We start from the raw sequence: 23048 nt of genomic DNA, 5'->3' as shown, positions 1-23048 counted from the left end.
GGGGTGTGTCCGGAAATCCCCGAACGCGGAATAGGAGAGACGGGAGTGTTGAAACACGGCCCGCCTTTCCTTCGTAGCCAAACGGTTCCCTGATTTTGTCATGATCACCCGTCGCCATGCCCTCAAGTCGTTCGCCGCGCTGGCGACCATCCAGATCGTGCCGAGCCGCGTGCTCGGGCTCTCCGGCCAGACGCCGCCCTCGCAGGAGCTGACCCGCGCCATTATCGGCTGCGGTGGCATCAGTGCCTCGCACCTCGGCATGCCGGGAAAATTGCTCGCGCTGTGCGACGTCGACAAACGCCACCTCGACCAGAGGATGCAGCAGGCCGGTGGCGAGGCGAAGGGCATCCAAGGTTACCACGATTTCCGCGAGGTGCTCGCGCGCAAGGACATCGACATCATCCACGTGGCCACGCCGCCGCATTGGCACGCGCTGATGGCGATCGAGGCCGCGAAGGCGGGCAAGGACATCTGGTGTGAGAAGCCGATGAGCCGCACGATCGGCGAGGGCGTCGCGATGGTGAAGGCGGTGGAGAAGCACAAGCGCGTGTTCCGTCTCAACACCTGGTTCCGCTTCAAGGACAACTTCTACGGGATGGGCGTGCCGGTGAAGCAGCTCAAGAAGGCGGCGATGCACGGTCTGCTCGGCTGGCCGCTGAAGGTCACCGTTTCCGGTGTGACGGGCTTCGATTGGAAGTTCGTGTGGTCCGGCAAGAAGGACCTGCCGGTGCAACCGGTGCCGGAGGGATTCGACTACGATTTCTGGCTCGGGCCCGCGCCGATGAAGCCCTACAACGCGCACCGCACGCACCAGACCTTCCGCGGCTACTGGGACTACGATGGCGGCGGCCTCGGCGACATGGGCCAGCACTATCTCGATCCGGTCCAGTATATCCTGGGCAAGGACGACACCGGTCCGATCTCGGTGGAGATCGACGCCGATCCGCAGGACTCCGATGCCATCGGCTCGTGGCGGCGCATCGAGTTCACCTACGCCGACGGCTGCAAGGTGATCCTCGACGGCGAGAACAAGGACAAGGACGCGGCTTACATCGAGGGGCCGAAGGGGAAGATCTTCAAGAACTTCAAATCCGACATCCCGGACCTGGAGAAGAAACTCGCCGCGCTGCCCGATCCCGAGCCGCAACTCGCCGACTTCCACGAGGCCGTGCGGACGCGGAAGAAATTCGCGCTCAACGAGAGCAACGGCTTCTGGTCCTGCACGATGGTGAACATGGGCGTCACCGCCCACCGCCTGAACAAGAGCCTCAAGTTCGATCCGAAGACGCTGAAGTTCGACGATCCCGCGGCGAATGCATTGATCAACCAGCCGATGCGCGGGCCGTGGAAGATCGAGGTGTGAGAAGTAGCGTAAGTTTCCAACTTGCGCATGGGAGGATGAACGTAGGGCTGTGCAGATCCAGTCCGCCTAGGAGTGATCAGAGCAGAGCGCTCTTCGGTTCTTTCCGCTCTTCACTGATCGCTGGCCACTGGTAACCGATCACTTCATTGAGGACTGGACCCGCGAGGAGCTTCGCGGGTCCTCCCACTCACAACTTGGAAAGTTGTGCTACTTCTGGAGCGCCGCTTCGCGCTGGGTGACCAGGCTGGCGCGGAGCTTCACCACTTCCGGGCCTTCGCGGCGGGCGGGGGGCAGGGCGTCGAGCATGGCGATGGCGGCATCGAACGCGGCGGCGGCGTCCTTCGGACGGTTCGCCTGGAGCAGGATGCCCGCGCGGGCCACCGCCCATTCCGGGCGTGGCCGGTAGCGGGCGGCGAGGGCGTCGTAGTGGCCAAGCGCGGCGTCGTGGCGGCCGAGCGAGACTTCGAGGTTCGCGGCCATGATGTGTAGGCCGGTCATGCAGCCGAGCTTGGCGATGCCGTCGTCCAGAATGCGCACGGCTTCTTCCCTATCGCCGGGTTTGGCGCGAGTTTCCAGCAACCGTGCGCAGGCGGTGAAATCATCGGCGTGGAAGCGTTCGGAGAACGCGAGGTGTTTGCGGAGCGAGTCGATCGCGCCGTCCGTTTCGCCTGCCTTCTGTTGCAGGGAGGCCAGGAACTCCCAGCCATTGGGAAAGCGGGGATGCGCCCGCACGATGGCATCGGCCATCATGCGGGCGCCCCTGTCGTTGTCACAAGCAAGCAGAAGTTGGGCGCGGCCGAGCGCGACCTCCGGGGAAGCGGGCGCGAGGCGCTCCGCTTCGTCGAGGGTCTTCGAGGCCGCGTCCAGTTCCTCCACGCCGCGCAGCACGGCGGCCTTCGCGACGAGGAGGGAAACGTCGAGCGGATTCCCGACGAGCTGTTTGTCGATTTCCTGGAGCGACTCCCTGGCATCCGGGTGTGCCACCACGGAACCGCAGGAAATCAGCAAGGAAGCCAGGATGAGAATCCGTCGGTTCATGGAATCAGTGGACGGAGAGACGGACGAAGATCCGCTCCGGTTGGCCACCGGCGGTGGGCTGCACGGTGGCCTCGATGGTCTGCGGATCGGTGTTCGCACCGGACACCACGCTCTCGGTGATGGTGAGGGTGTGGGCACCGTCGTTGCCGCCACTGCCGAACCAGTGGATCATGTCGCTGGACCATTCGAGCGCGCCGCTCACATCGGCCAGATCCTTGGCGCGGTTGTAGCGCACCTTGATCGCGCCTTCCGGAGTCGGGGGCAGGATTTCGAACAGGCCGTTGCTACCGCTATTGCCCGGTTCGCTCTTCATGAAGTATTCGATCAGGTTAAGGCGTCCGTCGTGGTCCGCGTCGTCCGTGGGAGCGGACAGCGGCGAACCGGAGAGCTGGGCGTAGGCCCATTCCTGCGAGGGCTTGTCGGCGATGATGCCGGTGGCCACCGCGGGAGTGCCGGTGTGGTAGGCGTTCGCGTCGGAAATCGAAACCATCACCGTCTCGTTGCTTTCGTTGGCGTTGTCCGGCAGCACGGTCAGCGGCAGCACGGCGGTGGATTCACCGGCGGCGATGGTGATCGTGCCGGTGGGCGTGAGGTAGTCGGCACCCGTGGTGGCGGAGCCGCCGAGCGAGTATGCCACGTCCAGAGCCTGGGCGGTGTCGCCATTGCGGGTGAAGGTGAAGCCGAGCGTCTGATCGGCACCGAATTCCCCGGCGCTGGCATCGCTGGCGGCAATCGAAACCACCGGCTTCGGATCGGACACGGTCACGGACACCGGAGCGGACGTGGTTTCCTGACTACCGTTGTCCATGGCCTTCGCGAAGATCGTGTAGCTGCCGGGCAGCACGTTGTTCCAAGTGAAGGAATAGGGGGCGGTGGTGTCCTCTCCGAGCAGCGTGGTGCCGTTGTAGAAGCCCACCTTCGCGATCGTTCCGTCGGTGTCCGAGGCGGTGGCCTCGAAGGTGAGGTTCGCCGGGATGGTGTAGCTCGCGCCGTTCACCGGACTGGTCACGGAAACGGCGGGTGGCTGCGGAGCGGTTGCGGTGGTGAACGATTGCACCGGGCTGAGGATGGTGGTGGTGCCGTCGGAGACCGTGGCGTACCACTCGTAGCGGGTGCCCGCGTGGAGGTTGGTGTAGGGCACGGAGACGGTGGTGCCCGGCGCGACGTTGGTCAGCGTGGTGACCTCGCTGAAGGTCTCCAGCGCGGACTGGAGATCCACGGTGAGGTCATACTCGCTGTCCGCGTCGGTTTCGAACTGGTTGAGCGAGGGCGAATAGGTGCGGGTGTGGATGCGGTTGTTTGCGGGCGAGAACTCGAGGATGCGCAGCCAGCCGTCGCCGCCGCGGGTGCGGCCCTGGTAGTCGGCCAGGATCGAGTGGACCGTGCGGCCCTGGTAGGTGTCCGAGCGGCGGCCCTCGCCGTGGATGTGGCCGCCGTACATCAGCATCAGGTTCGGGTTGTTCTTGAGCGCGGTGTAGAGCGCCTGACCCATCGCGCTGAATGGCGCGGGATTGCCGATGTCCACCATGTAGTGGCTCACGACGATCGCGCGGCGGGTGGGATACTGCTTGAGCAAGGCGTCGGCCCAGGCGAGGTCCTCGGCGTCCGGCGAGGTGTCGTACTCCATGCTGATCAGGATGAAGTCGAGGCCGCCACCGCTGAAGAGCACGTAGTTGTTGTCCGCGGTGGTCGTGAACTGAGTGCCACCGTAGTAGGGCTTGCCGGCGAAATGGTTGATGCCGGTGGTCGGATGCACGCCGAAGAAGGTGTTGAAGTAGGTGGTCGAACCATCGGCGTTGCCGTTCGGGGTCTGGTCGTGATTGCCGACCGCCACCGCGTAGGGCAGGCCGTTGGGCAGCAGCGTGGTGTTCGGGTTCTCCAGACGGTACATCGCATTGGTGGCGTTGTTCCACTGGGTGAGGACGTTGCCGGTGTCCACGATGTCACCGAGGTGCATCACGAACTGGATGTTGCGCTGGTCCATTTCGCTCACGATCCAGTCGGTCTGGGCCGAGTAGATCGAGGCGGTGCCCCCGTTCGCCTCCGCCGAGTAGTACTGGGTGTCCGGCAGCGCGATCACGGTGAAGTCCTCGCCCGCGCTGGTGGTGCCCACGCGGCGTGCGTGGATCTTCACGGTGAGGTTCTGGGAATCCACGTCGCCGACGAGCGCCTTCAGGTTCACCGAAGTGCCTTCGCCAGTGGAGTTCTGGGCCGGGGAAACGGGGCTGATGGTGGGCGGCACGTCGCCATTGAGAGGCGCGCCGAGCGTGCGGAAGCCGCCGTTGGTCAGAGTGCCATCGATGGTGGTTCCGGCGCTGCTGTGGATGACCGCGCCGCTCGGTTCGTTCATCGCGTAGCGGGCGACCAGACCGGTGGCGGACGGCAGCTCGCTGTTCATGGTGGCGCGGATTTCATCGACGGTGCGGGCGCGGTTCCAGATGCGGGTTTCATCGAGCACGCCCTGGAAGGAACCTTCTGGAACTCCGGTGGAATTGAGCGCCGCGGCGAGCGCCGCGTGCTGGATGCTGTTCCAAGCGGGAGGCTGTCCGACGGCGAGTTCGCCCTCGGGATTGCCGTTGAGGTAGAGACGCCAGGTGGTGCCATCGTAGGTCACGGCGGCGTGTTGCCAGACACCGGTCTGCACCGGAGTTTGTCCGGCCACCGGGTGGTTGAGTCCGGGCGTGGTGCCATCCGGGCCTTCCTCGAAGTCGGCGCAGAGCACGCCGTCGCTGGCGCGGATGCCGAAGAGGTAGTTGCAGTTGAGCGTGTTGTCGTCGTTCTCGCCGCGGCCTTTCGCGATCAGCGGGATGGCGGAAACGCCACCGCTGCCGCTGCCCGCGGGAGTGCCGGCGCCGTCGCGCTTGAACCAAGTCTCAAGCGTGAAGGTCCGCAAGCCGAGCGCCGCATTGGTGCCGAAGGTGGCGTAGTCGTTGACGCCATCGAAATACACGCCATCGGTCCCGGCGGGTGGCTGGACGAGGATGGTGGAAACCGCGGAGGCCCCGATGCCGCCAAGGTTGTCGATGGCGCGGGCCGAAAGGGTGTGGCTGCCGAGCGTGGGGTTCGTCCAGACGAAGGAGAACGGCGCGCTGGTGGCTTCACCGAGCTTGGTGCCGCCGTCGTAGAACTCGACCTTCGCGATTGTGCCGTCGGTGTCGCTGGCGGTCGCCGTCAGCGTGAGCGGCAGGCCCGCGGTGGTGGTGCCATTGTTCAGCGGGCTGTCGAGCGTGACCGTCGGGAAGCTGTTGGTCGGGCCGGTGAAGCCGTTGTAGCCCGCGGTCCACATCGGGCCATTGACCAGCGTGCCGTCCACCGATCCGCCCGCCGAGTTCAGCAGGGTGGTGCCGGTGCTCTGGGCGAATCCGTAGCGTGCCACCAGGCCGCCCGCCGCGGAGATCTCGGTGTTCATCGAACCCTGGATGTCCTGCAGGCTGCGGGCGTAGTTCCAGATGCGGGCCTCGTCCATGAAGCCGAGGAAGCGGCCCTCCTGGACGCCGGTAGAATTCATCGCCGTGCCGAGCGAGGCGTGCTGGATGCTGTCGTAGCGCGGAATCTGGCCGCTGGTGGAGGAGGTGGTCTCCAGCGCTCCATCGAGGTAGAGTTTCCACTGCGTGCCATCGAAGGTGACGGCGGCGTGGTGCCACACGCCGGAGCTCACCGCGGTGATGCCGGTCACCGGGTGGTTCAGGCCGGTGGCGTAGTCCTCGAAGTCCGCGGCCAGATAGCCGGCGGCAGTGATGCCGAGGAAGTAGTTGCAATCGACGTTCGAGCCATCGCTTTCGCCGCGGCCCTTCGCGATCAGCGGGACCGCCGAAACGCCGCCGGAACCGGTGCTGGCCACGATGCCCGCGCCCTCGCGCTTGAACCAGCACTCGAGCGTGAAGTTCTGGAGTTTCAGCGCGGCGTTGTCACCGAAAGCCACGTGGTCGTTCGCACCGTCGAAGAACAGGCCGCCGGAACCGGCCGGTGGGGTGACCTGGACGGTGACCGGGGCGGACGTGCGCACCGAGCCGAGATTGTCGATCGCCTTGGCGGTGTAAACGTGGCTGCCTAGCGCCGGGGTGGCGATCGCGTAGGACCAAGGAGCCGTGGTCACCTCGCCGATCTTGGTGGGGCCCTCGTAGATCTCGACCTTGGCCACGCTGCCGTCGCCATCGGCGGTCTGCAGGTCGAGGTTGAGCGGCGCGTTGTTCAGCACGGTGGCGCCGTCGACGGGCGAGCTGATCTCGACTTCCGGTGGCAGGTTGCCCGCGGGGGTGGTGGAGAAGAACGCGAAGCTGAACGCGTCCTCGCCGGCGGAGGCCATGTTTTGCAAGCCGGGCAGCGTGGTGGCGTCGGTGAGGTCGCGGCTCTGGATCACGAACCGGGAGTTCGCCGCGTCCCACTGGTAGCTGACGATGTTGTCGAGGTTGTTGGTGTCGCCGCCTTCCGGGCTGATCACCAGCACGCCGTTCGCATGGGTGTAGCCGGGGACCGTGAGATACCACTCGCCGGTGTTGGCGGCCTTGGTGACGGAGAAATTGCCCGCGGCGGTGTCGGTCGAGCCGTTGCCGTTGACGCGGCCCGCGGCGATCAGGTTGCCGGTGCCGACCTTGTCGATCGGGATGAAGGCGAAGGAGACCGGATCCTGCTCGTAGGTCGAGGTGTTGGAGCCGTTGTCCTTGTTGATGATGGTGAAGGTGCCGTCGGCGTTGGCATGGGAGAGGGCGAAGTTGTCCTCGTTCTTCGCGTGGTTCACGAGCAGGACGCCGGTGGATGGATCGTGGCCCAGCGCGCGCAGGTCGAGCGTGGTCAGGCCGCCGCCGAGGTCCACAAGCTCGGTGCCGAGGTGGATGGCGGTATGGCCGGTGTAGGTGTTGTTCGCGCCGCCGTTGGTGTTCGCGGAGTTGCGGACCAAGCCCGCGTACCAATCCGAGTAGGGAAAGTAGGCGAAGGACGTGTTGATGTTCACGTCATCCCCTTGCGCCGCGCGGAACGTGGCGATCGTGTACTTGCTCGGCGTGGAATTGCCGTCGCCGCTGCTGGTTCCGTAGAAGAGTCCCGTCGTGTCGCTGCCCGCGGTGTTGGTGCGGCCGTTTTCGCTCACCGAGGTGATCACTACGCCGCTGCTGCCATCGGTGGTCTGGCTGAAGCTCAGGTCGTAGTCGCCACGGTTGCCGCCGGTGATGGTGAAGCCGGAGGTGCTGCCGGCACCCTTGCTGAGGGTGACGGAGGCGCTGGTGTCGTTCTTGTCGTTCTGGACCACGACCACGTGTCCGAACTGGAGGGTGGCGGCGTGCGCCGATAGGGCACCGAGGAAGATGCAGGCTGGCAGGGAGTAACGGAGATGCATGAGGATTTTGGAACGGAATGCGATTGGTGCCCCGGTTCGTTCCGATCGTGCAAAGGCCCGGCGGAGAAGAAATCGTCACGTTACAGGTGCGTGACGTCCTCCTTGCGGAAACGGCGAACCGCGTTGCGCTTGCGGGGATTTCGTCACCTGCGGAGCTTATTTCCGAAAATCCGCGTCCGGTTTTGCCCGAATGCGGTATGATGCCGGGGCGGTCGTCTCCCTTGCAGGAGATGCGCCACCGGAGGCCTAGATCCCGACTGGAAGGTTGAAAGATCGCGGTTTCCCTGCCGTTTTGGCTCCCGTTCCTTTCGTATGAAAACCATCCGCATCCTCTGCGCCGGCGCCGGTCACATGGGCCGTTCCCACGCGCTGGCCTACCATCGCATTCCCGGCTTCGAAGTCTGTGGCATCGTCACCCGTTCCCCTGAGTCCCGCGCGAAATTGAATGCGGAATTGGGCGGCGGATATCCCGAGTTCGCCGATTTCCACGCAGCGCTGGCGGAAACCAAGCCGGACGCCGTCTCGATCTCCACCTATCCGGACACCCACGCCGAGTACGCCGAGGCCGCCTTCGCCGCTGGTTGCCACGTCTTCATCGAGAAGCCGCTGGCGGAAACCGTGGTGGAGGCCGAGCGCATCGTGAACGCCGCCATCAAAGCGGACCGCAAGCTGGTGATCGGCTACATCCTGCGCCACCACCCGAGCTGGATCAAATTCATCGAGATGTCGCACTCGCTCGGCAAGCCGCTGGTGATGCGCATGAACCTCAACCAGCAATCGTCCGGCGCGAACTGGAACACCCACAAGAACCTGATGTCCTCGATCTCGCCGATCGTGGATTGCGGAGTGCACTACGTGGACGTGATGTGCCAGATGACCCGCTCGAAGCCGGTGCGCGTGTCCGGTATCGGTGCGCGACTCACCGACGAGCTCCCGGAGGGCAAGGTGAACTACGGCGCGCTCCAGGTGACCTTCGCCGATGGCTCGGTGGGCTGGTATGAGGCCGGTTGGGGCCCGATGATGAGCGAGGTCGCCTTCTTCGTGAAGGACGTGGTCGGCCCGAAGGGCTGCGTCTCGATCGTCGCGGAGAAGGCCGGTGGAGAGGGCCAGAGCGCGAACGTCGACGCCCACACCCAGACCCAGGCGTTGCGCCTCCACCACTCCGAACTCAAGGCCGACGGCACCTTTTCGAAAGCCGATGAAACCGTCCGCCTCGATGACGAACCCGATCACGATGGCTTGTGCCACCGCGAGCAGGAGTATTTCCTCAAGGCCATCCTTGAGAACCTCGATCTCACCGATCATATGAACGACGCCGTCGCCTCGATGCGCATCGTCGCCGCCGCGGACGAGAGCTTCCGCACCGGAAAGACCATCGAACTCTGATTCACCTCATGAAACGCCTTCTTCCCTTGTTCGCCCTCGTGGCGCCCGTGTTCGCGCAGGACGCGAAACCGCACCTCAAGACCCGTCCGCTGTTCAATGGCAAGGACCTCACCGGCTGGCACGGCGAGGGTTACGTGGTCGAGGACGGTGCCATCACTTGCACCCCGCAGGGTCGCAATCTGGTGACCGACGACACTTTCGCGAACTACATCCTCGATTTCGAATTCAAGCTCACGCCGGGCGCGAACAACGGCATCGGCCTCCACTATCCCGGCACCGGCGATTCCGCCTACGTCGGCATGGAGGCGCAGATCCTCGACAGCACCGATCCGAAGTACAAGGACCTCAAGCCCTACCAGTTCCACGGTTCGCTCTACACCCTGGTGCCTGCCAAGCAGGGCCTGCTCAAGCCGGTGGGCGAATGGAACAAGGAGCGCATCGTGATGGACGGTCCGAATGTCCGCATCGAGGTCAATGGCGAGGTCGCCTTGCGCGCGAACCTCGACGAACTGAACAAGCAGTTTCCGAAGCACGAGGGCGCGAAGCGCCGCGGCGGCCACCTGGCCTTCCTCGGCCATGGCGATCGTGTCTCGTACCGAAACCTGACCATCGGCGAGTTGCCGCCGGCCGCGAACGATGCCGGTGCGGTGGGCGCCGGATTCACCCGGATTTTCGACGGCCAGACACTCACCGGCTGGAAGCCGGAGAAGGCGGACGATGAGAGCTGGGTGCCGGTGAATGGCATTCTCAAGCACATCGGCACCGCGAAGGGCGCGAGCCAGCTCTGGACCGAGAAGGAATACGGCGATTTCATCCTGGTGTTCAACTGGCGCTGGAACGGGACCGGCCCGAAGATGCAGCGTCCGATCATCCTGCCGGATGGCAGCGAGAAGAAAGGTGCGGATGGCAAGCCGGAGACGGTGGAAGTCGAGGAACTCGACAGTGGCGTCTACCTGCGCGGCAGCTCGAAGAGCCAGGTCAACCTGTGGAACTGGCCGGTCGGATCCGGCGAGGTTTACGGCTACCGCACCGATGGTTCCCAGTCCGCCGAGGTCCGGGCCGCCGTGACGCCGAAGGAGAAGGCGGACCGCCTGCTCGGCGAGTGGAACACCACCCAGATCATCGTCCGCGGCGATACGCTGAAGGTCCTCGTCAATGACAAGAAGGTCATCGATGGCGCGAAGCTTCCGGGCATGCCTGCCAAGGGGAAGCTCGCGCTTCAACACCACGGCGCGTCGATCGATTTCTCCAATATCTGGATCAAGGAGCTGTAAGGCTCCCATGCTTCACGGCCCCGGGGGATTTCCTCCGGGGCTTTTTACGGGGTGGTCTTGGGACAACTCCGCTTCATGAACTTGCTTGGCTCGCGGGGGAATCCATCGCAGGATGCAGGTTATGAAAATGGCATCATGGACCTGTCTTGCCATCGGCCTGCTGGCCGCTCCGGCGTGGGGTAATGGCGGCGGCTACCGTTTCGGCGTCGATTTCACCGGTGGGATCTCCCCGTTCGAGCCGTCCGGCACCGAGAACGTCCGCATCCTCGACGAGAAACTCGACATCCGGCTGGAGGCGGACCACGCGAAGGTCGAGGTTCGCTACCGGATGAAGAACGAGGCGGACTCGTCGGTGAAGGTGCGCTTCGGCTTCCCGGTGGAGGTCGTCCACGATGACATGATGAACGAGGACGGTTCCTCGTCCAATCCCGGCAAGGGCGGCACGGAGAAGGTGGCCCTGAAATACTGCAAGGGCTACTCGGTGACCGCGGACAAGCCGCTGGAGGTGAAGTATCTCCCGGAGCCCTTCGCCGAGGGCAAGGTGAAGGCCTTCCCCGGCTCCGACAAACTGGCGGGCATCCAGGGCTGGGAGGTCTCCGAGCTGAAGTTCGACAAGGGCCAGGAGCGCGAGATCGTGATTCGCTACGATTCCACCTACGACAAGTCGGAGATGTCCATCAGCGAGGACTACGACATCTCGCCGCTGACCTTCCGCTACCGGCTCTCCACCGGTGGCGTGTGGAAGGACACGATCGCCAAGGGGCAGGTCACCGTGACCGCCGCCGGAGTCGATGGCGACGAGCTGGTGATCCGCAAGCCGGCGGGCCGCTTCGGCAAGCAGGGCGGCGCCTGGGTTTGGAATTTCGAGAATCTGGAACCGACGCTCGACGATGACCTGGTGATCGAAGCCGTGCCCGGCCGCCGCGGCTATGGCAACTACGATGGCGACAATCACATCCAGCGCAGCTACGAGCAGCGCACCGGCGTTTGGTGCCTGGTGTCGAACGACTACGCCGCCACCGCCAGCTCGACCCTCGCGAAGCAGGGGAAGAATGAATACAGCGCTTCGAACCTCGGCCCGGGAAACCACGACGAGAACCACAGCATCTGGTCGGAGGGCGTGGAGGGGGATGGCATCGGCGAGTTCCTGCTCCTGAAACCGACGCGCCAGGTGAAGCTCTACGCGGTCAGCATCAGCCCCGGCTACGCGGGGGTGAAGGATTTGTTCGAGGCGAACAACCGTCCCTCGATGATCGAGATCGTGCTCAACGATGACTTCAAGATGCCGGTCACGCTGCGGGATTCGGATGACCGCCAGTTCTTCCGGATCAAGGGCTACGACAAGCCGGTGAAATCGGTGAAGCTGGTGATCCGCGGCGTGTACAAGGGCAAGAAGTGGCAGGATACCTGCATTTCCTCGGTGATGCTGCACGAGATGCTCGACAAGGAGCCGAAGGTCCAGGGCGCGCGGTGAAGGCGCTGCTGGCAGGATGGCTGGCGTGTCTCGCGGTCGGCTTCGGCCGCGAGCTGCCGGTGTTCATCGAGGACAACCACGCTTCGGCCTTCGCGGCGATCGCGCGGACGGTGGATCTTGATGAGCCGCATCTGCTGGTGATGGTGGACGCGCATTCGGACGCCAGCGCGGTGGATGGATCGAACCGGCTGCGTGAGGGACTGCGGCGGGTGTCCACGGAGGCCGAGCGGCGGTTGCGGGTGGATGGCTGGCGGCGGGATGGCACGCTCCAGGCCTACAATTGGATCGAGCCGTTGATGCCCGCGCCGGTGGCGAAGGTGTGGTGGCTGGGCGGGCGCGATGGGGAATTGGCGGAGGTGAAGCGCCAGCTCGATGAACGCCCCGGCGCGGACACGCGCGGTGGCGGGAAGTTGGGAGGGCGTTACGAACTGATCACGGAGGGGGATCTCGCAAGGCCCGCTGGCTTGCCGGTGATCGCCACGATCGATCTCGATGCCTTCGCCGGAATGGAACCGCAGGCCTGCGAGCGCCGCTTCGATGCGATCTGGAGCGCCGTGCTTGGGATGAAGGACCTGCGGCTCGTGACCTTCGCCATTTCGCGGCCGTGGCTGAAGGACGATGCGGAGGCGGAGCGGCTGCTCATGCTGGCGCTGACCCGTTCGCTGGCGGTGGCGAACGCGCGGGTGCACTTCCAGCCCTTCGGGATCGAGGGGCCGGATCGCTCGGAACGGGCGAAAGAATTCTATGGAAATCGCGAGGTGCCACCGCGGTTCGATCCCTCCGCCTCCACGGTCGCGATGAGGCGTTTTCTGGTGGGCAACCGGGGCCGGATCGAGGTCGAGGACCCGCGTTGGGCCGCGTTGCTGGACCACTGGTCCACGGAGGATGGCGAGTGGCGGATCGTGGCGGAGAATCTCCAGCCGGAAACCGACGGCATCACCCGGGCAGCCGTCGAGGCGCTGCCGGTGTTGCGGGTGCAATCGAGCGCGGGGAGTGCCTTCCGCCGCGTCGAGTGGTCGGCATTGGTACCGGAGCTCGCCTGCTACAACGTGCTGCCGGATCTGCCCGCCGGGAAGATGTTCGCCTCCGCCGCGCCGCCGTATGTCCGTGAGTTGGCGAGATCCGTCGCGGTGACCGAGGATGGCGCGCTGCCGCCGCGGCTGTGGCAATCGTTCCTGCCCGCCGGGTGGGGGCGGATCAAACTGGTGGCACGGGTCGAACTGGCGGATGGCACGATGGCGGCGACTCCGCCGTTCGAGGTCCGGGCCACCACCGGCCTTGGGTTCCACGCCGGGCTCTCCGAGCAGTTCGGCCTGCCCTATGTGTTCGGCGCGGGGTTCCTGCGGCAGCAGGGGGAAACCGGACCGGAAACCGGCGTCGGGAACGATTGCGCGAACTTCCTCGTCTATGCATGGCGGCGCGCGGGTGATCCGCTGCCGTGGTGCAATCCCGCTCAGCTCCGGCGTTACCTGGAGGTGATCCGGACCGGGTGCAAGCCGGGGGACGCCGTGCCCTTCGCGGCGGACATGGTCGGGCGCGGGCTGGTGGTGCACCTCGGCTCCCATGTGGCCGCGGTGTGGGAGGACCGGCCGCCGCTCGGCGTGCTTACCGGAGAAGATCTGGTGGCCCATCATCTCGGCGGCTTTCCGGAGGTGGTGCGACTGGACAAGCTGCTGGAGAAGCGGACCGGCTTCGATCTGCTGGTGAGGCCGGAGTTCCACGAAACCGGACGTCTCGGCGTGGCAGGGGATGTGAACCTCGCGGCGGTGGAACGTGGGGTTGTCCTGGAGGCGGCCAAGGTCTTCGGCGGCAAACCCTGGATCGCGAATCTGGAAGGAGCGGTCGGCCAACCGAAGGGAGCCCGGAAATACGAGTTCACCTGGCCGCCGGAGCGCCTCGATTGGCTGCGGGAGGCGGGCTGCGTGGCGGTGTCGGTGGCGAACAACCACGCTGCGGATGGCGATGCCGCGGCCACCCGTGGAGCATTGAGGGAGAGGGGCATCGGTTTCACCGGCGGCGGGCGGCTGGAGGAAGCCGCGCGACCGTGGCAGGGGAGCGGTTTCGCGGTGATCGCGGTCAATTTCATCGTCCCCGGGCCACCGGAAGCCACCGTGGAAACCGATGGTTCGCACACCCTGCCCGCCCACGCGTCGGAGGTGCGGGACGCCATCGCCGTGGCCCGGGCGGCGGGGCTGGCACCGGTGGTGTTCGCCCACTGGGGCCGGGAGTTCACCGCCGAGGTTTCGGCGGAGCAAACCGAGTGGGCCCGCCGATTCGTGGATTGGGGGGCGTCCGCCGTGGTGGGCTCGCACCCCCACGTGGCCCAGCGGGCGGATTTCTACCGCGGGCGGCCGATCGTGTATTCGCTGGGAGATTTCATATGGAAAACTCCCCGCAACACCGCGCCGCCGGTGTGGCTGGTCGTGGATGCCCGTGGCGGGGTGAAACTGAGCGGGTTACGGTAATGCGGGATACATGATTGCGTGATGGCGTCGAAGTTAAGGAAAGGGTAGGTTCTTCCCGTTCCCCCCACCCACCATGAAGTCTTCCCACCCATCCCGGGCCCCCGGGGCGCGCGGAATCACGCTGCTCGAATTGACAGTCGTGCTGTGCGTCCTGATGACCCTGCTTGGCATCACGTTCATCGCCTCCAGCGTCTGGAAAAAGGGCGCGCAGCGCGGCGAGTGCATCATGACGCTCTACAGCGTCCAGCTCGCCGTGCGTTCGTACCAGAACCTCAGCGGCGCGGAAGCCGGCGGCCACCCGACCGTGGCCTACGGCACCTACGACATCGCCCGCCACTTGTTGGAAAAGGGCTACATCGGCGGTGATCTCTACAGCGCCGCCGTCGGCGAAAAGACCTGCCAGGGCGGGGGTACCTACGATCGCCCGGATGCCAACGTGTTTCCGAAGGTCGGGGATCTCTATCTCGAATGCTCGCTCGCCGGTGACGGCAAGCACGCGCCGGACTCCCACGCGAGCTGGTGAACCTGTGAAACAGTGAAACGAAGAGGCCGCGGATGACACATCCGCGGCCTTGCGTGATCGGTTGGAGAGTCCGCTTACTTGAGCGTCGCGGTCACTTCCGGCTTGGACTCCATCTTGATGCCGTCCACTCCCTTGAGGGTCTGCTCGATCTCCTCGGGGGTTTCCGGGTTGGCCTTCTGGAGTTTCTTGAAGGCGGTCGGGTCCTTCATGAGCTTGCCGAAGTCCATTTCCATCAGGGTGATGGAGTCACCGCTGGCGTGGGTGGCGTCGGTCTTCTCGATGCCGCCATCGGCGGTGAGCTTCACCGTGATCTTCATGTCGGCGAACATCTGCTTCATCATGGCCTCCTGCTGGGCGTCCTGGGCATCGTCCTCGCCTTCTCCCTCCTTGGCTTCGGGCTTGTCCTTCTTGCCCTCGGGCTTCGGCATCTTGATGGTCAGCTTGCCACCGGCGTAGGCGAAGGTGATCGGGTCGGACTTCTTCTTCTCGCCCTCGTCGGCACCCGGCGGCTTCATGCTGTCGGTCGCGTCACCGGGATCGAACTTCACCTTGTTGATGTCGGTGAACTTGTAGGTCACGCGGTAGCCATCCTTGCCATTGGCATTGACCTTCTCGACCTTGTCGAGGCTCACACCCTCGCCGAGGGAGGCGGCCTTCGCCTTGGCTTTTTCCTCGGAGAACGAGTCGGCGAGCGGGTCCTTGGCCTTGGCATCGCCTTCGCCGCCGCCGATGGCGGACATCTGGGCCATCATGGCTTTCATCTGCTCACCGAGGAAGGTCTCTTCCACGATGGTGCCGCTACCATCCTTCTTCAGGTGGATGACGGTTTCGGATTGGAAACAGCTCGTGAGGCCCAGCGCGGTGGCCAGGGCGAGCAGGGGCAGGATCAATTTTTTCATGATTTCGGGGTTCAAGTTAGGATGGTGGGTAGAGTTGTGGGAAATCTCAAGCACGCTTCTGTCGAAAAACTGTCGCCGTTTCCAACTGACCGGACATGAAAAATGCCCGTTGCCACGTGCGCCGGCATCCCTATCGTCTGGCACCCTCCGCATGGAACCCGTTCCCGCCGTTGAAATCCGAGACCTCGTGAAGGACTTCAAGACGTCCTTCCGCCGCGCCCCGCTGCGCGCGGTCGACCACGTCTCGCTGGTGATCCAGCCGGGCGAGGTCTACGGCCTGATCGGCCCGAACGGCTCCGGGAAATCGACCACCATGAAGGCCCTGTTGGGGCTGGTGGCCCCGACCTCCGGGCGCTGTGCGATTTTCGGCAAGGACTCGCTGAAGGTGGATTCCCGCGATGACGTCGGCTTCCTCCCGGAGAACCCGTATTTCTACAAGCACCTCACCGGTGCCGAAACCCTGTCATTCTACGGCAAGCTCTGCGGCCTGCGTGGCAAGGTGTTGAAGGACCGCGTGGCCGAGCTGCTGGCGCTGGTGGACCTGGAGGGTGCGAGCGACCGCCGCATCGCCGGTTACTCGAAGGGCATGCTCCAGCGCGTCGGCCTGGCCCAGGCGCTGGTTCAGGAACCGCGGCTGGTGATCCTGGACGAACCCACCGCCGGGGTGGACCCGATCGGTTCCCGCCAGATCCGGGACCTGATCCTGAAGCTGCGGGACAAGGGCATCACCGTGTTCCTCTGCTCCCACCTCCTCGAACAAGTGCAGGAGGTCTGCGATCACGTCGGCATCATTTTCCGCGGCAAGATGGTCCGGGAGGGCCATCTCGAAGACCTCATCGCGATCGAGGACCAGACCGAAATCGTCTTGCGCGACGCTTCCCCGGAGCTGGTGGCCGAGATCCAGGCGCTGGTGAAGCGCTCCGGCAAGGCCGAGTGGCTGCGCTCCGGCAAGCCGAAGACCACCCTTGAGCGCCTCTTCCTGCGCGCAACCTCCGGCGACGAGCCATGACCCACGCCACTTCCAGGAAACTGCCTTTCGCCCGTCTGCGCCGGATCTCGGTGATCGCCGGGCATGCCTTCACCCAACTGGCGCGGATGAAGGTCTTCTACTTTCTCGCGATCTTCGCCGTGATCGCCATCGCCAGCAATTTCTTCGACCTGCCCCAGCACTCCGGTTCGGAGGCGATGGGGGCGGAGGGGCTGGACATCCTGCGCCTGATCAAGAGCTGGTCGCTGGGCGCGATGACCCTCTTCTCGGTGGTCTTCGGGATCGTCTCCACCGCCCTGCTGCTGCCGAAGGATGTGGAGGACCGCACCCTTTACACCATCCTGGCCAAGCCGGTGCCGCGGCTCGATTACCTCGTCGGAAAACTCTGCGGCGTCCTGCTGCTGCTGCTCGTCTCGCTGGGGCTCATGGACATCCTGATGACGGTGATGCTCCAGATCCGCATGTCGATCGTGCTGGATGTGCAGAAATCCCTGGCGGATGCCCACCACTGGACCCAGGCCGCGCGGGATTCGCTCACCCATGACACCCTGCTCCAAGGGCCGACCTGGAGCCTCCAGGGCGCGGTGGTGGCGGTGTTCCTCCGCGCCGCGGTGATGGCGGCGGTGGCGCTGCTGATCTCGACCTTTTCCACCAGCACGCTGTTCACCACGGTGGTCAGCTTCCTCGTTTACTTCATCGGCCATTTCCAAGGGGATGCCTTGGGTGGCCCGGATGGTTCGCAGACGGCGGTGGCCCGCCACATCGGGCAGATCATCGCGGTGGTGTTTCCGGACTTCCAGCTTTTCAACGTCATCGACGCCGTGATCCAAGGGAAGATGATGGAGCTCGCCCAGTTCGGGAAACTCGTCTGGGCGGCGGCCTACTACGTGGGGGTTTACGTGGTGGGATCATGGTTCGTGTTTTCGGACAAGGAGTTCTGACCCGGTGAAACGCCCGCTCAAGTACTGCCTCCTCGCCATCGGCCTGCTCGCCGCCGGGGGACTGCGCCCGTTGTGGGAAGCCCCCATGACCCGCGAGTTCCGGGCCACCGGCCTGCTGGCCGCGCCGGTCGGCCTGGATACCCGCGACCGGATTGGCCAGACCAGCAGCGCCGTGGCGCTCGGTGGCCTGCGGACGCTGGTCGCCACCTTCCTCAATCTCCGGGCCTACACCTGTTTCACGGATAAACGCTGGAGCGAGGTGGCGGACACCTACGACCTGATGGTCGATCTCGCGCCCCAGACCACCCAATACTGGGACATGGGGAGCTGGCACATGGCGTACAATGCGGCCAGCGATTACCGGATCGATTCCAGCCTGCCCCCGGCGCGTCGCCGCGAGGCCTGGCGGGAATGGATCCTGCGCGGCGAGGCGTTCCTGCGCCGCGGCATCCGGAACAACCCGGGCGATTGGAAACTCCTGGCCGCCCTCGGCCGCCTGTGCTCGGCTCCGGACAAGCTGCGCGACTATGCGGCCGCGGCCGATGCTTTCAAGGCCGCCGCCGACACCGGCCAAGCGCTGCCGTACGTCCGGCGGTTCCAGCTTTATTCGCTCGCGCGCTGCCCCGGTCGGGAGCGGGAGGCCCTGGAAATGGCCCGCCAACTCTATCAGGAACCTGGCAACCGCTCGACCACCTTCGTCAGCGTCCTGTTCGTGCTGGAGGAGAAGGCCGCGCCCTCGCTGGACCCGGCGAGTCATGCCGCCGCGCTCTTCGGTGGCCCGATGCTGGCGTACAATGAGCTGAGCCTTTTCTGGTTGCGCCAGAACGAGCGTTTCCCGGTCGATGGCGTGGCCGCCGCGCTGACCGCCTTGGAGACCCAACTGGTGATTCCGAAGAACAAGAGCGTGTTCACCAAGGCGGTGCGCCGGGACGAGACTCCGGACGAGTGGTTCCAGGACGATTCCGAGCTGATGCGGGAGGAACTCTACGATCAGCAAGGAATCGCACCCCGGCGGAAATGACCGGCGCGGCCCGTCCGTAACCCTCCTGAACTTCCTTTTCACTGGCGGGTTTGGCTCGACACTCACGCACCCTGCGGCCCACCCTACCCGCCCACCTGCGATTTTTCTGACATGCGGATAGCTCTGTTCGGTGACATACATGCCAACCTCGAGGCCCTGGATGCCGTCCTTGCCGACGCCGCGGCCCAGGGGGTGACGGACTACGTCTGCATGGGCGATGTGGTCGGCTACAATGCCGATCCCGCCGCCTGTCTGGAGAAGGTGAAAGCCATGGATTGCCCGACTGTGAAGGGCAACCACGACGAGGATGCCTCCGGCTCCCACTCGCTCGACGCGATGAACCCGGTGGCTGCCGCCGCCCTGCAGTGGACCCGCGACCAGCTCTCCGACGAGCAGCGCCAGTGGCTCCGCCGCCTCCGCATGGTCCGCCAGGTTGCCGATTTCACCGTCGTCCACAGCACCCTCGACCAGCCCGCGAACTGGAACTACGTGACCAACCGCTTCGATGCGATGGCCAACTTTTCCTACCAGTTCACCCAGGTCTGTTTCCACGGCCACACCCACGTGCCGCGGGTCTACATGAAGACCGACAAGGTCCAGGAAGTCGCCGCCGAGTCCGTGGTGATCGAGAACGGCGCGAAGTATTTCATCAACGTCGGTTCCGTCGGCCAGCCCCGCGATGGCGACTGGCGCGCGGCCTACGCGATCTACGATCTGGAGCACAAGCTGGTGGTCGTCCGCCGCGTGGAGTACGACATCGCCACCACCCAGAAGAAGATCCTCGCCGCCGGCCTCCCCGAGATGCTGGCCGAGCGCATCGCCGAGGGGCGGTGAGATTCAGAGCACCGTGAGCTTCCGGTCCACCCGGGAGCGGGCGCTGGCCAGCCACTGGTCGAGCACCGCGGCATTGCCGAGCGAATCATCGAGTGTCATGGCGGCCACCTCGCGTTCACCCGCCCGCACCGCGTCGGCGAAGGCGTCGGCCTCGTAGGTGTAGAGCGGCCGGTCCGGGGTCACCAGGATCTCCTCCGGCTTGGTCGCGCCGGGTTTGAAAATGAAGATCCGGGACGGCTCGAGGTGGCGGTTCACGATGTAGGGGGAGGGGATCCACATCCAGCCCTCGGTGCCGTAGAGGCGCACGGCGTTTTCCTGGCCGAGGCCGATGCTGCACGAGACCTGTCCGAGCATGCCATTGGGGAAGACCAGATTGGCGGCGGCCTGGGTGTCGACGCCGGTTTCCGGATGGAAGATCGCAGAGCCATGGACCTCCACCGGATCGAGGAACGGCTTTCCCTCCACCGCTCCCGCCACCAACCGGGCCCACGAGGTGGTGTAGCCGCCGACATCGAGGATGCCACCGCCGCCCAGCTCCTTGCTCCAAAGGCGGCCGCCACCGGAGAAGGGCGCGTCGAAGCCGAAGGTGGCGTGCACCATTCCCACCCGCCCGATCGCGCCGCGGCGGATGAGATCCAACACCCGCTGGGTCTGTGGGTGGCAGCGGTACATGTAGGCCTCCATCACCACCACGTCCCAAGCGCGGGCCTCGGTGGCGACCTCGGAGGTTTCCTCGTGGTTCATCGTCAGCGGCTTCTCGCACAGCACGTGCTTGCCCGCGCGGATCGCGCGCAGTGCCCACTCGGCGTGCTGCGGGTGGGGCGTGGCGATGTAGACCGCCTGCACCGTCGGGTCGTCGATCAGTTCCTCGTAGGAACCGTAGAAATCGGGGATGTCGAAGCCGGCGGCGAACTCCTCCGCCTTGCGTCCGTCCCGGCTGGCCACGGCGACCACCTTGCCGGTTTTCGAGGACTCCATGGCCTTCGCGAACACCACGGCGATCCGCCCGGTCGAGAGAATGCCCCAGCGGAGCTTGGTGTCGTCGTTGCTCATGTCCTTCCGGGTTGTCGTCGCGGAACCCGCCGCGGTCAATGCGGCGGTGCGTGGATGGGAGTCTTCGCTTCTTTCACGCCACGGAGTGGCGGTGGATTGTAGCCGTGGGTTTCAACCCACGGAATTGGATCGCATTTCAATGGAGTCGCGGAGCGACGATGGATGGGAGCGCGGACACGTGCCAGACGGTTTCATGCCGGCCGTTCAATCGTCGCTCCGCGACTCCGCGTCCCATCCGTTGCTGTCCATGGGTTGAAACCCACGGCTACGATCAGACGCCACTCCGTGGCTGTTGAAGAGTCGGCAACGAAGCCTTGGCGCTTCTCCTCTTGTGATCATTCGATTCCGGCGATCCATTCCGCCAGGATCGGTCCATCGGCGGCGGCCCATTCGAGGCGATGGCAGGATTCACGGTCCACCCATTCCAGCGCGTCATGTTCGTGCGGATGGAGGTCGCCGGATTCGATATGGCACAGGAAGGGAATCAGGCGGATCGGTCCGCGGTCGTAGTCCCAGACGACGGGTGTTAGATCGCCGTCGATGGCCACGGTGATGCCGAGCTCCTCTTGAAGCTCCCGGATCAACGCGGCGGCTGGATCTTCGCCGGGCTCGACCTTGCCGCCGGCGAATTCCCACAGGCCGCCGAGGTGCTTGCCGGGCGGACGGCGGCAGGCGAGCACGCGGCCCGTTCCATCCCCGATCAATCCACAGACGACTTCGATCATGGCGGCAATCAGGCGGGGCCGACGTGGCAGAAGCCGCCGCTCCAGCGGACCTTGAGCGGCAGGCCGTAGAGTTCGGAAAGCACCTTCGAGGCGAGCACCTGTTTCGGCGGGCCATCGGCGAACACCTTGCCATCCTTCAGCAGGATCACGCGGGTGGTTTCCGGTGGGATCTCGGCGGGATGATGCGTCACCCACAGCACGCCATGGTCGCTGCGGATCAGCTCGCGGACGATCTCGATGAAGGCGAACGACGACGGGAAATCGAGCGCGGTGGTCGGCTCGTCCAACAGCAGCGCCTGCGGCTCGTGCACCAGTGCGCGGGCCAGCAGGAAGCGGCGGCGTTGGCCGGACGACAGCGCGCCGTAATCGCGCTTCGCCAGATCGAGCACCCCGGCTTTCGCCATCGCGGCGTGGGCGCGCTCGCGGTCCTGCTTCGAAAACCGCATCCAGCGCGCGACCCCGAAGGCCCCGCGCAGCGAGGAAAGCACCACGTCCTCCGCGGGCTCCTCCGGATCGAAACGCTGGGCTTCCTCCGGCGCGACCAGACCGAGCTGGTGGCGCAGTTCCTCCAGCGACCACAGATCTTCGCCGAACAACCGCGCGACCGTGCCCGGCTCCGCGGCCGCGCGCAGTTCACCGGTGATGAGCTTGATGAGCGTGCTTTTGCCCGCGCCGTTCGGTCCGAGGATTGCAACGCTCTCGTCATCGCGGATGGTCAGCGCGAGATCGTGGAACACGCGGTTGTCCCCGCGCCACACATCGGCGTGGCGGAGTTCGAGCAGAGGGTGTTCGGCGGAAGGCATCAGCGCTTCTTCGCCAGCGCCACCAGGATCGCCTTCTGGGCGTGCAGGCGGTTTTCGGCTTCCTGGAAGATCACGTCAGCGTGTTTCTCCAGCACTTCTTCCGTGATCTCCTTGCCGCGGTAGGCGGGCAGGCAATGCAGCACGATGTGGTCCGGCGCGGCGTGTTCAAGAAGCGCGGCGTTCACTTGGAAGGGGCCGAAGGCCTCTTCCTTGTCCTGCTGGTCCTCCTGGCCCATCGAGAGCCACACGTCGGTGTTGATGACGTGCGCGCCCTTCGCGGCCACCGCGGGATCGGTGGTGACGGTGACGTTCGGGGCATCGAGTTTCGAGAGGAATTCGGCGGGCGGCTGGTAGGCGGCGGGCGCGGCCACGGCGAGTTCGAAGCCGAGGTGTTTCGCCGCCCACATCCATGAGATGGTCATGTTCGAGAAGCCGTCGCCGATGAAGGCGATTTTCTTCCCTTCCCACGTGCCGAGCCGTTCCACAACCGTCAGGAGGTCGGCGAGGATCTGGCACGGGTGCTCGTCATCGGTGAGGGCGTTGATCGTGGGAATGCCGGAGTAGTTCGCGAAGTCCACCACATCCTGTTGGGCGAAGGTCCGGATGATGCAGCCGTGGACCATCCGGCCCAGCACGCGGGCGGTGTCCTTGATCGGCTCGCCGCGTCCAAGCTGGATGTCGTTCTTTGAAAGGAACATCGGGAACCCGCCGAGCTCGCGGATGCCGACTTCAAACGAAACCCGCGTCCGCGTGGACGACTTCGTGAAGATCATCGCCCAGGTCTGGCCCGCGAGCGGCTGGCCGTCGCGGCCCCGCTGGCGTTTCAGATACTCGGCCGATTCCAGCAGGCCGGTGATGTCCTTGGCGGTGAGTTCTTCGATGGAAAGGAGATGGTTCATTGGGAGAAAGGGAGTGGGAAGGTGGCGCGG

17 protein-coding genes are annotated in these 23048 nt (G+C 65.1%); 10 read left to right on the top strand and 7 right to left on the bottom strand.

The features are described 5' to 3' along the window. The first annotated feature begins 100 nt into the window (after positions 1-100). On the top strand, positions 101-1363 hold the full coding sequence (locus llg_RS05400; RefSeq protein WP_338288567.1) for a Gfo/Idh/MocA family oxidoreductase: 1263 nt from the start codon (positions 101-103) through the stop codon (positions 1361-1363). A 207-nt stretch (positions 1364-1570) separates the two neighbouring features. Here the strand turns inward: llg_RS05400 and llg_RS05395 are convergent, their stop codons facing one another. Continuing rightward, positions 1571-2401, bottom strand: a complete 831-nt coding sequence (locus llg_RS05395) for a tetratricopeptide repeat protein (protein ID WP_338288564.1) — start codon at positions 2399-2401, stop codon at positions 1571-1573. 4 nt (positions 2402-2405) lie between these two features. Further along, a complete protein-coding gene (locus tag llg_RS05390) occupies positions 2406-7733 on the bottom strand; it encodes an Ig-like domain-containing protein (RefSeq protein ID WP_338288563.1) in 5328 nt (1775 codons plus the stop codon). Between the two features lie 312 nt (positions 7734-8045). Here llg_RS05390 and llg_RS05385 point away from each other — a divergent pair, with 312 nt between their 5' ends. The 5 genes from llg_RS05385 to llg_RS05365 all read left to right on the top strand — a co-directional run bounded on the left by llg_RS05385 (position 8046) and on the right by llg_RS05365 (position 14855). Next, complete coding sequence (locus llg_RS05385; RefSeq protein WP_338288561.1) at positions 8046-9119, top strand: Gfo/Idh/MocA family oxidoreductase; 1074 nt, start codon at positions 8046-8048, stop codon at positions 9117-9119. An 8-nt stretch (positions 9120-9127) separates the two neighbouring features. After that, on the top strand, positions 9128-10393 hold the full coding sequence (locus llg_RS05380) for a DUF1080 domain-containing protein (RefSeq protein WP_338288560.1): 1266 nt from the start codon (positions 9128-9130) through the stop codon (positions 10391-10393). Positions 10394-10514: 121 nt separating this feature from the next. Then, positions 10515-11867: a hypothetical protein gene (locus tag llg_RS05375; RefSeq protein WP_338288558.1), complete on the top strand. Its 1353-nt coding sequence runs from the start codon at positions 10515-10517 to the stop codon at positions 11865-11867. Further along, positions 11864-14332: a CapA family protein gene (locus llg_RS05370; RefSeq protein WP_338288556.1), complete on the top strand. Its 2469-nt coding sequence runs from the start codon at positions 11864-11866 to the stop codon at positions 14330-14332. Before llg_RS05375 ends, llg_RS05370 begins: the two co-directional genes overlap by 4 nt. A gap of 73 nt (positions 14333-14405) precedes the next feature. After that, positions 14406-14855, top strand: coding sequence for a hypothetical protein (locus llg_RS05365; protein WP_338288555.1), 450 nt, complete (start codon positions 14406-14408; stop codon positions 14853-14855). Positions 14856-14929: 74 nt separating this feature from the next. Here llg_RS05365 and llg_RS05360 read toward each other — a convergent pair whose 3' ends face one another. After that, positions 14930-15754, bottom strand: a complete 825-nt coding sequence (locus llg_RS05360; protein WP_338288554.1) for a hypothetical protein — start codon at positions 15752-15754, stop codon at positions 14930-14932. 151 nt (positions 15755-15905) lie between these two features. Between llg_RS05360 and llg_RS05355 the strand changes: the two genes are divergently transcribed. From llg_RS05355 to llg_RS05340, 4 genes are all read left to right on the top strand, one after another. Continuing rightward, positions 15906-16763 carry an ABC transporter ATP-binding protein gene (locus llg_RS05355; RefSeq protein WP_338288553.1) on the top strand — a complete coding sequence of 286 codons (858 nt, stop codon included), beginning with the start codon at positions 15906-15908 and terminating at the stop codon, positions 16761-16763. Continuing rightward, positions 16760-17683 carry an ABC transporter permease subunit gene (locus llg_RS05350; RefSeq protein ID WP_338288550.1) on the top strand — a complete coding sequence of 308 codons (924 nt, stop codon included), beginning with the start codon at positions 16760-16762 and terminating at the stop codon, positions 17681-17683. The genes llg_RS05355 and llg_RS05350 overlap by 4 nt, the downstream gene beginning before the upstream one ends. 4 nt (positions 17684-17687) lie before the next feature. Continuing rightward, positions 17688-18704 (top strand): hypothetical protein, encoded by a 1017-nt coding sequence (locus tag llg_RS05345; protein WP_338288548.1) that lies wholly within the window; start codon positions 17688-17690, stop codon positions 18702-18704. A gap of 111 nt (positions 18705-18815) precedes the next feature. Further along, positions 18816-19538, top strand: coding sequence for a metallophosphoesterase family protein (locus tag llg_RS05340; RefSeq protein ID WP_338288546.1), 723 nt, complete (start codon positions 18816-18818; stop codon positions 19536-19538). Positions 19539-19541: 3 nt separating this feature from the next. Here llg_RS05340 and llg_RS05335 read toward each other — a convergent pair whose 3' ends face one another. From llg_RS05335 to argF, 4 genes are all read right to left on the bottom strand, one after another. Continuing rightward, positions 19542-20591 carry a Gfo/Idh/MocA family oxidoreductase gene (locus llg_RS05335; RefSeq protein ID WP_338288544.1) on the bottom strand — a complete coding sequence of 350 codons (1050 nt, stop codon included), beginning with the start codon at positions 20589-20591 and terminating at the stop codon, positions 19542-19544. A 335-nt stretch (positions 20592-20926) separates the two neighbouring features. Further along, positions 20927-21316: a (deoxy)nucleoside triphosphate pyrophosphohydrolase gene (locus tag llg_RS05330; protein WP_338288542.1), complete on the bottom strand. Its 390-nt coding sequence runs from the start codon at positions 21314-21316 to the stop codon at positions 20927-20929. An 8-nt stretch (positions 21317-21324) separates the two neighbouring features. After that, complete coding sequence (locus tag llg_RS05325) at positions 21325-22119, bottom strand: ATP-binding cassette domain-containing protein (RefSeq protein WP_338288540.1); 795 nt, start codon at positions 22117-22119, stop codon at positions 21325-21327. Further along, a complete protein-coding gene (gene argF, locus llg_RS05320; protein ID WP_338288538.1) occupies positions 22119-23018 on the bottom strand; it encodes an ornithine carbamoyltransferase in 900 nt (299 codons plus the stop codon). Before argF ends, llg_RS05325 begins: the two co-directional genes overlap by 1 nt. Positions 23019-23048: the final 30 nt, after the last annotated feature.

The sequence above is a fragment of the Luteolibacter sp. LG18 genome, from assembly GCF_036322585.1.
Lineage (GTDB): Bacteria > Verrucomicrobiota > Verrucomicrobiia > Verrucomicrobiales > Akkermansiaceae > Luteolibacter.
This window is presented reverse-complemented; position numbering and strand designations above follow the sequence as displayed.

Coding starts and splice junctions, on each gene's coding strand:
- llg_RS05400 (WP_338288567.1), top strand. CDS start 101: ATGATCACCCGTCGCCATGCCCTCAAGTCGTTCGCCGCGCTGGCGACC.
- llg_RS05395 (WP_338288564.1), bottom strand. CDS start 2,401: ATGAACCGACGGATTCTCATCCTGGCTTCCTTGCTGATTTCCTGCGGT.
- llg_RS05390 (WP_338288563.1), bottom strand. CDS start 7,733: ATGCATCTCCGTTACTCCCTGCCAGCCTGCATCTTCCTCGGTGCCCTA.
- llg_RS05385 (WP_338288561.1), top strand. CDS start 8,046: ATGAAAACCATCCGCATCCTCTGCGCCGGCGCCGGTCACATGGGCCGT.
- llg_RS05380 (WP_338288560.1), top strand. CDS start 9,128: ATGAAACGCCTTCTTCCCTTGTTCGCCCTCGTGGCGCCCGTGTTCGCG.
- llg_RS05375 (WP_338288558.1), top strand. CDS start 10,515: ATGAAAATGGCATCATGGACCTGTCTTGCCATCGGCCTGCTGGCCGCT.
- llg_RS05365 (WP_338288555.1), top strand. CDS start 14,406: ATGAAGTCTTCCCACCCATCCCGGGCCCCCGGGGCGCGCGGAATCACG.
- llg_RS05360 (WP_338288554.1), bottom strand. CDS start 15,754: ATGAAAAAATTGATCCTGCCCCTGCTCGCCCTGGCCACCGCGCTGGGC.
- llg_RS05355 (WP_338288553.1), top strand. CDS start 15,906: ATGGAACCCGTTCCCGCCGTTGAAATCCGAGACCTCGTGAAGGACTTC.
- llg_RS05350 (WP_338288550.1), top strand. CDS start 16,760: ATGACCCACGCCACTTCCAGGAAACTGCCTTTCGCCCGTCTGCGCCGG.
- llg_RS05340 (WP_338288546.1), top strand. CDS start 18,816: ATGCGGATAGCTCTGTTCGGTGACATACATGCCAACCTCGAGGCCCTG.
- llg_RS05335 (WP_338288544.1), bottom strand. CDS start 20,591: ATGAGCAACGACGACACCAAGCTCCGCTGGGGCATTCTCTCGACCGGG.
- llg_RS05330 (WP_338288542.1), bottom strand. CDS start 21,316: ATGATCGAAGTCGTCTGTGGATTGATCGGGGATGGAACGGGCCGCGTG.
- llg_RS05325 (WP_338288540.1), bottom strand. CDS start 22,119: ATGCCTTCCGCCGAACACCCTCTGCTCGAACTCCGCCACGCCGATGTG.
- argF (WP_338288538.1), bottom strand. CDS start 23,018: ATGAACCATCTCCTTTCCATCGAAGAACTCACCGCCAAGGACATCACC.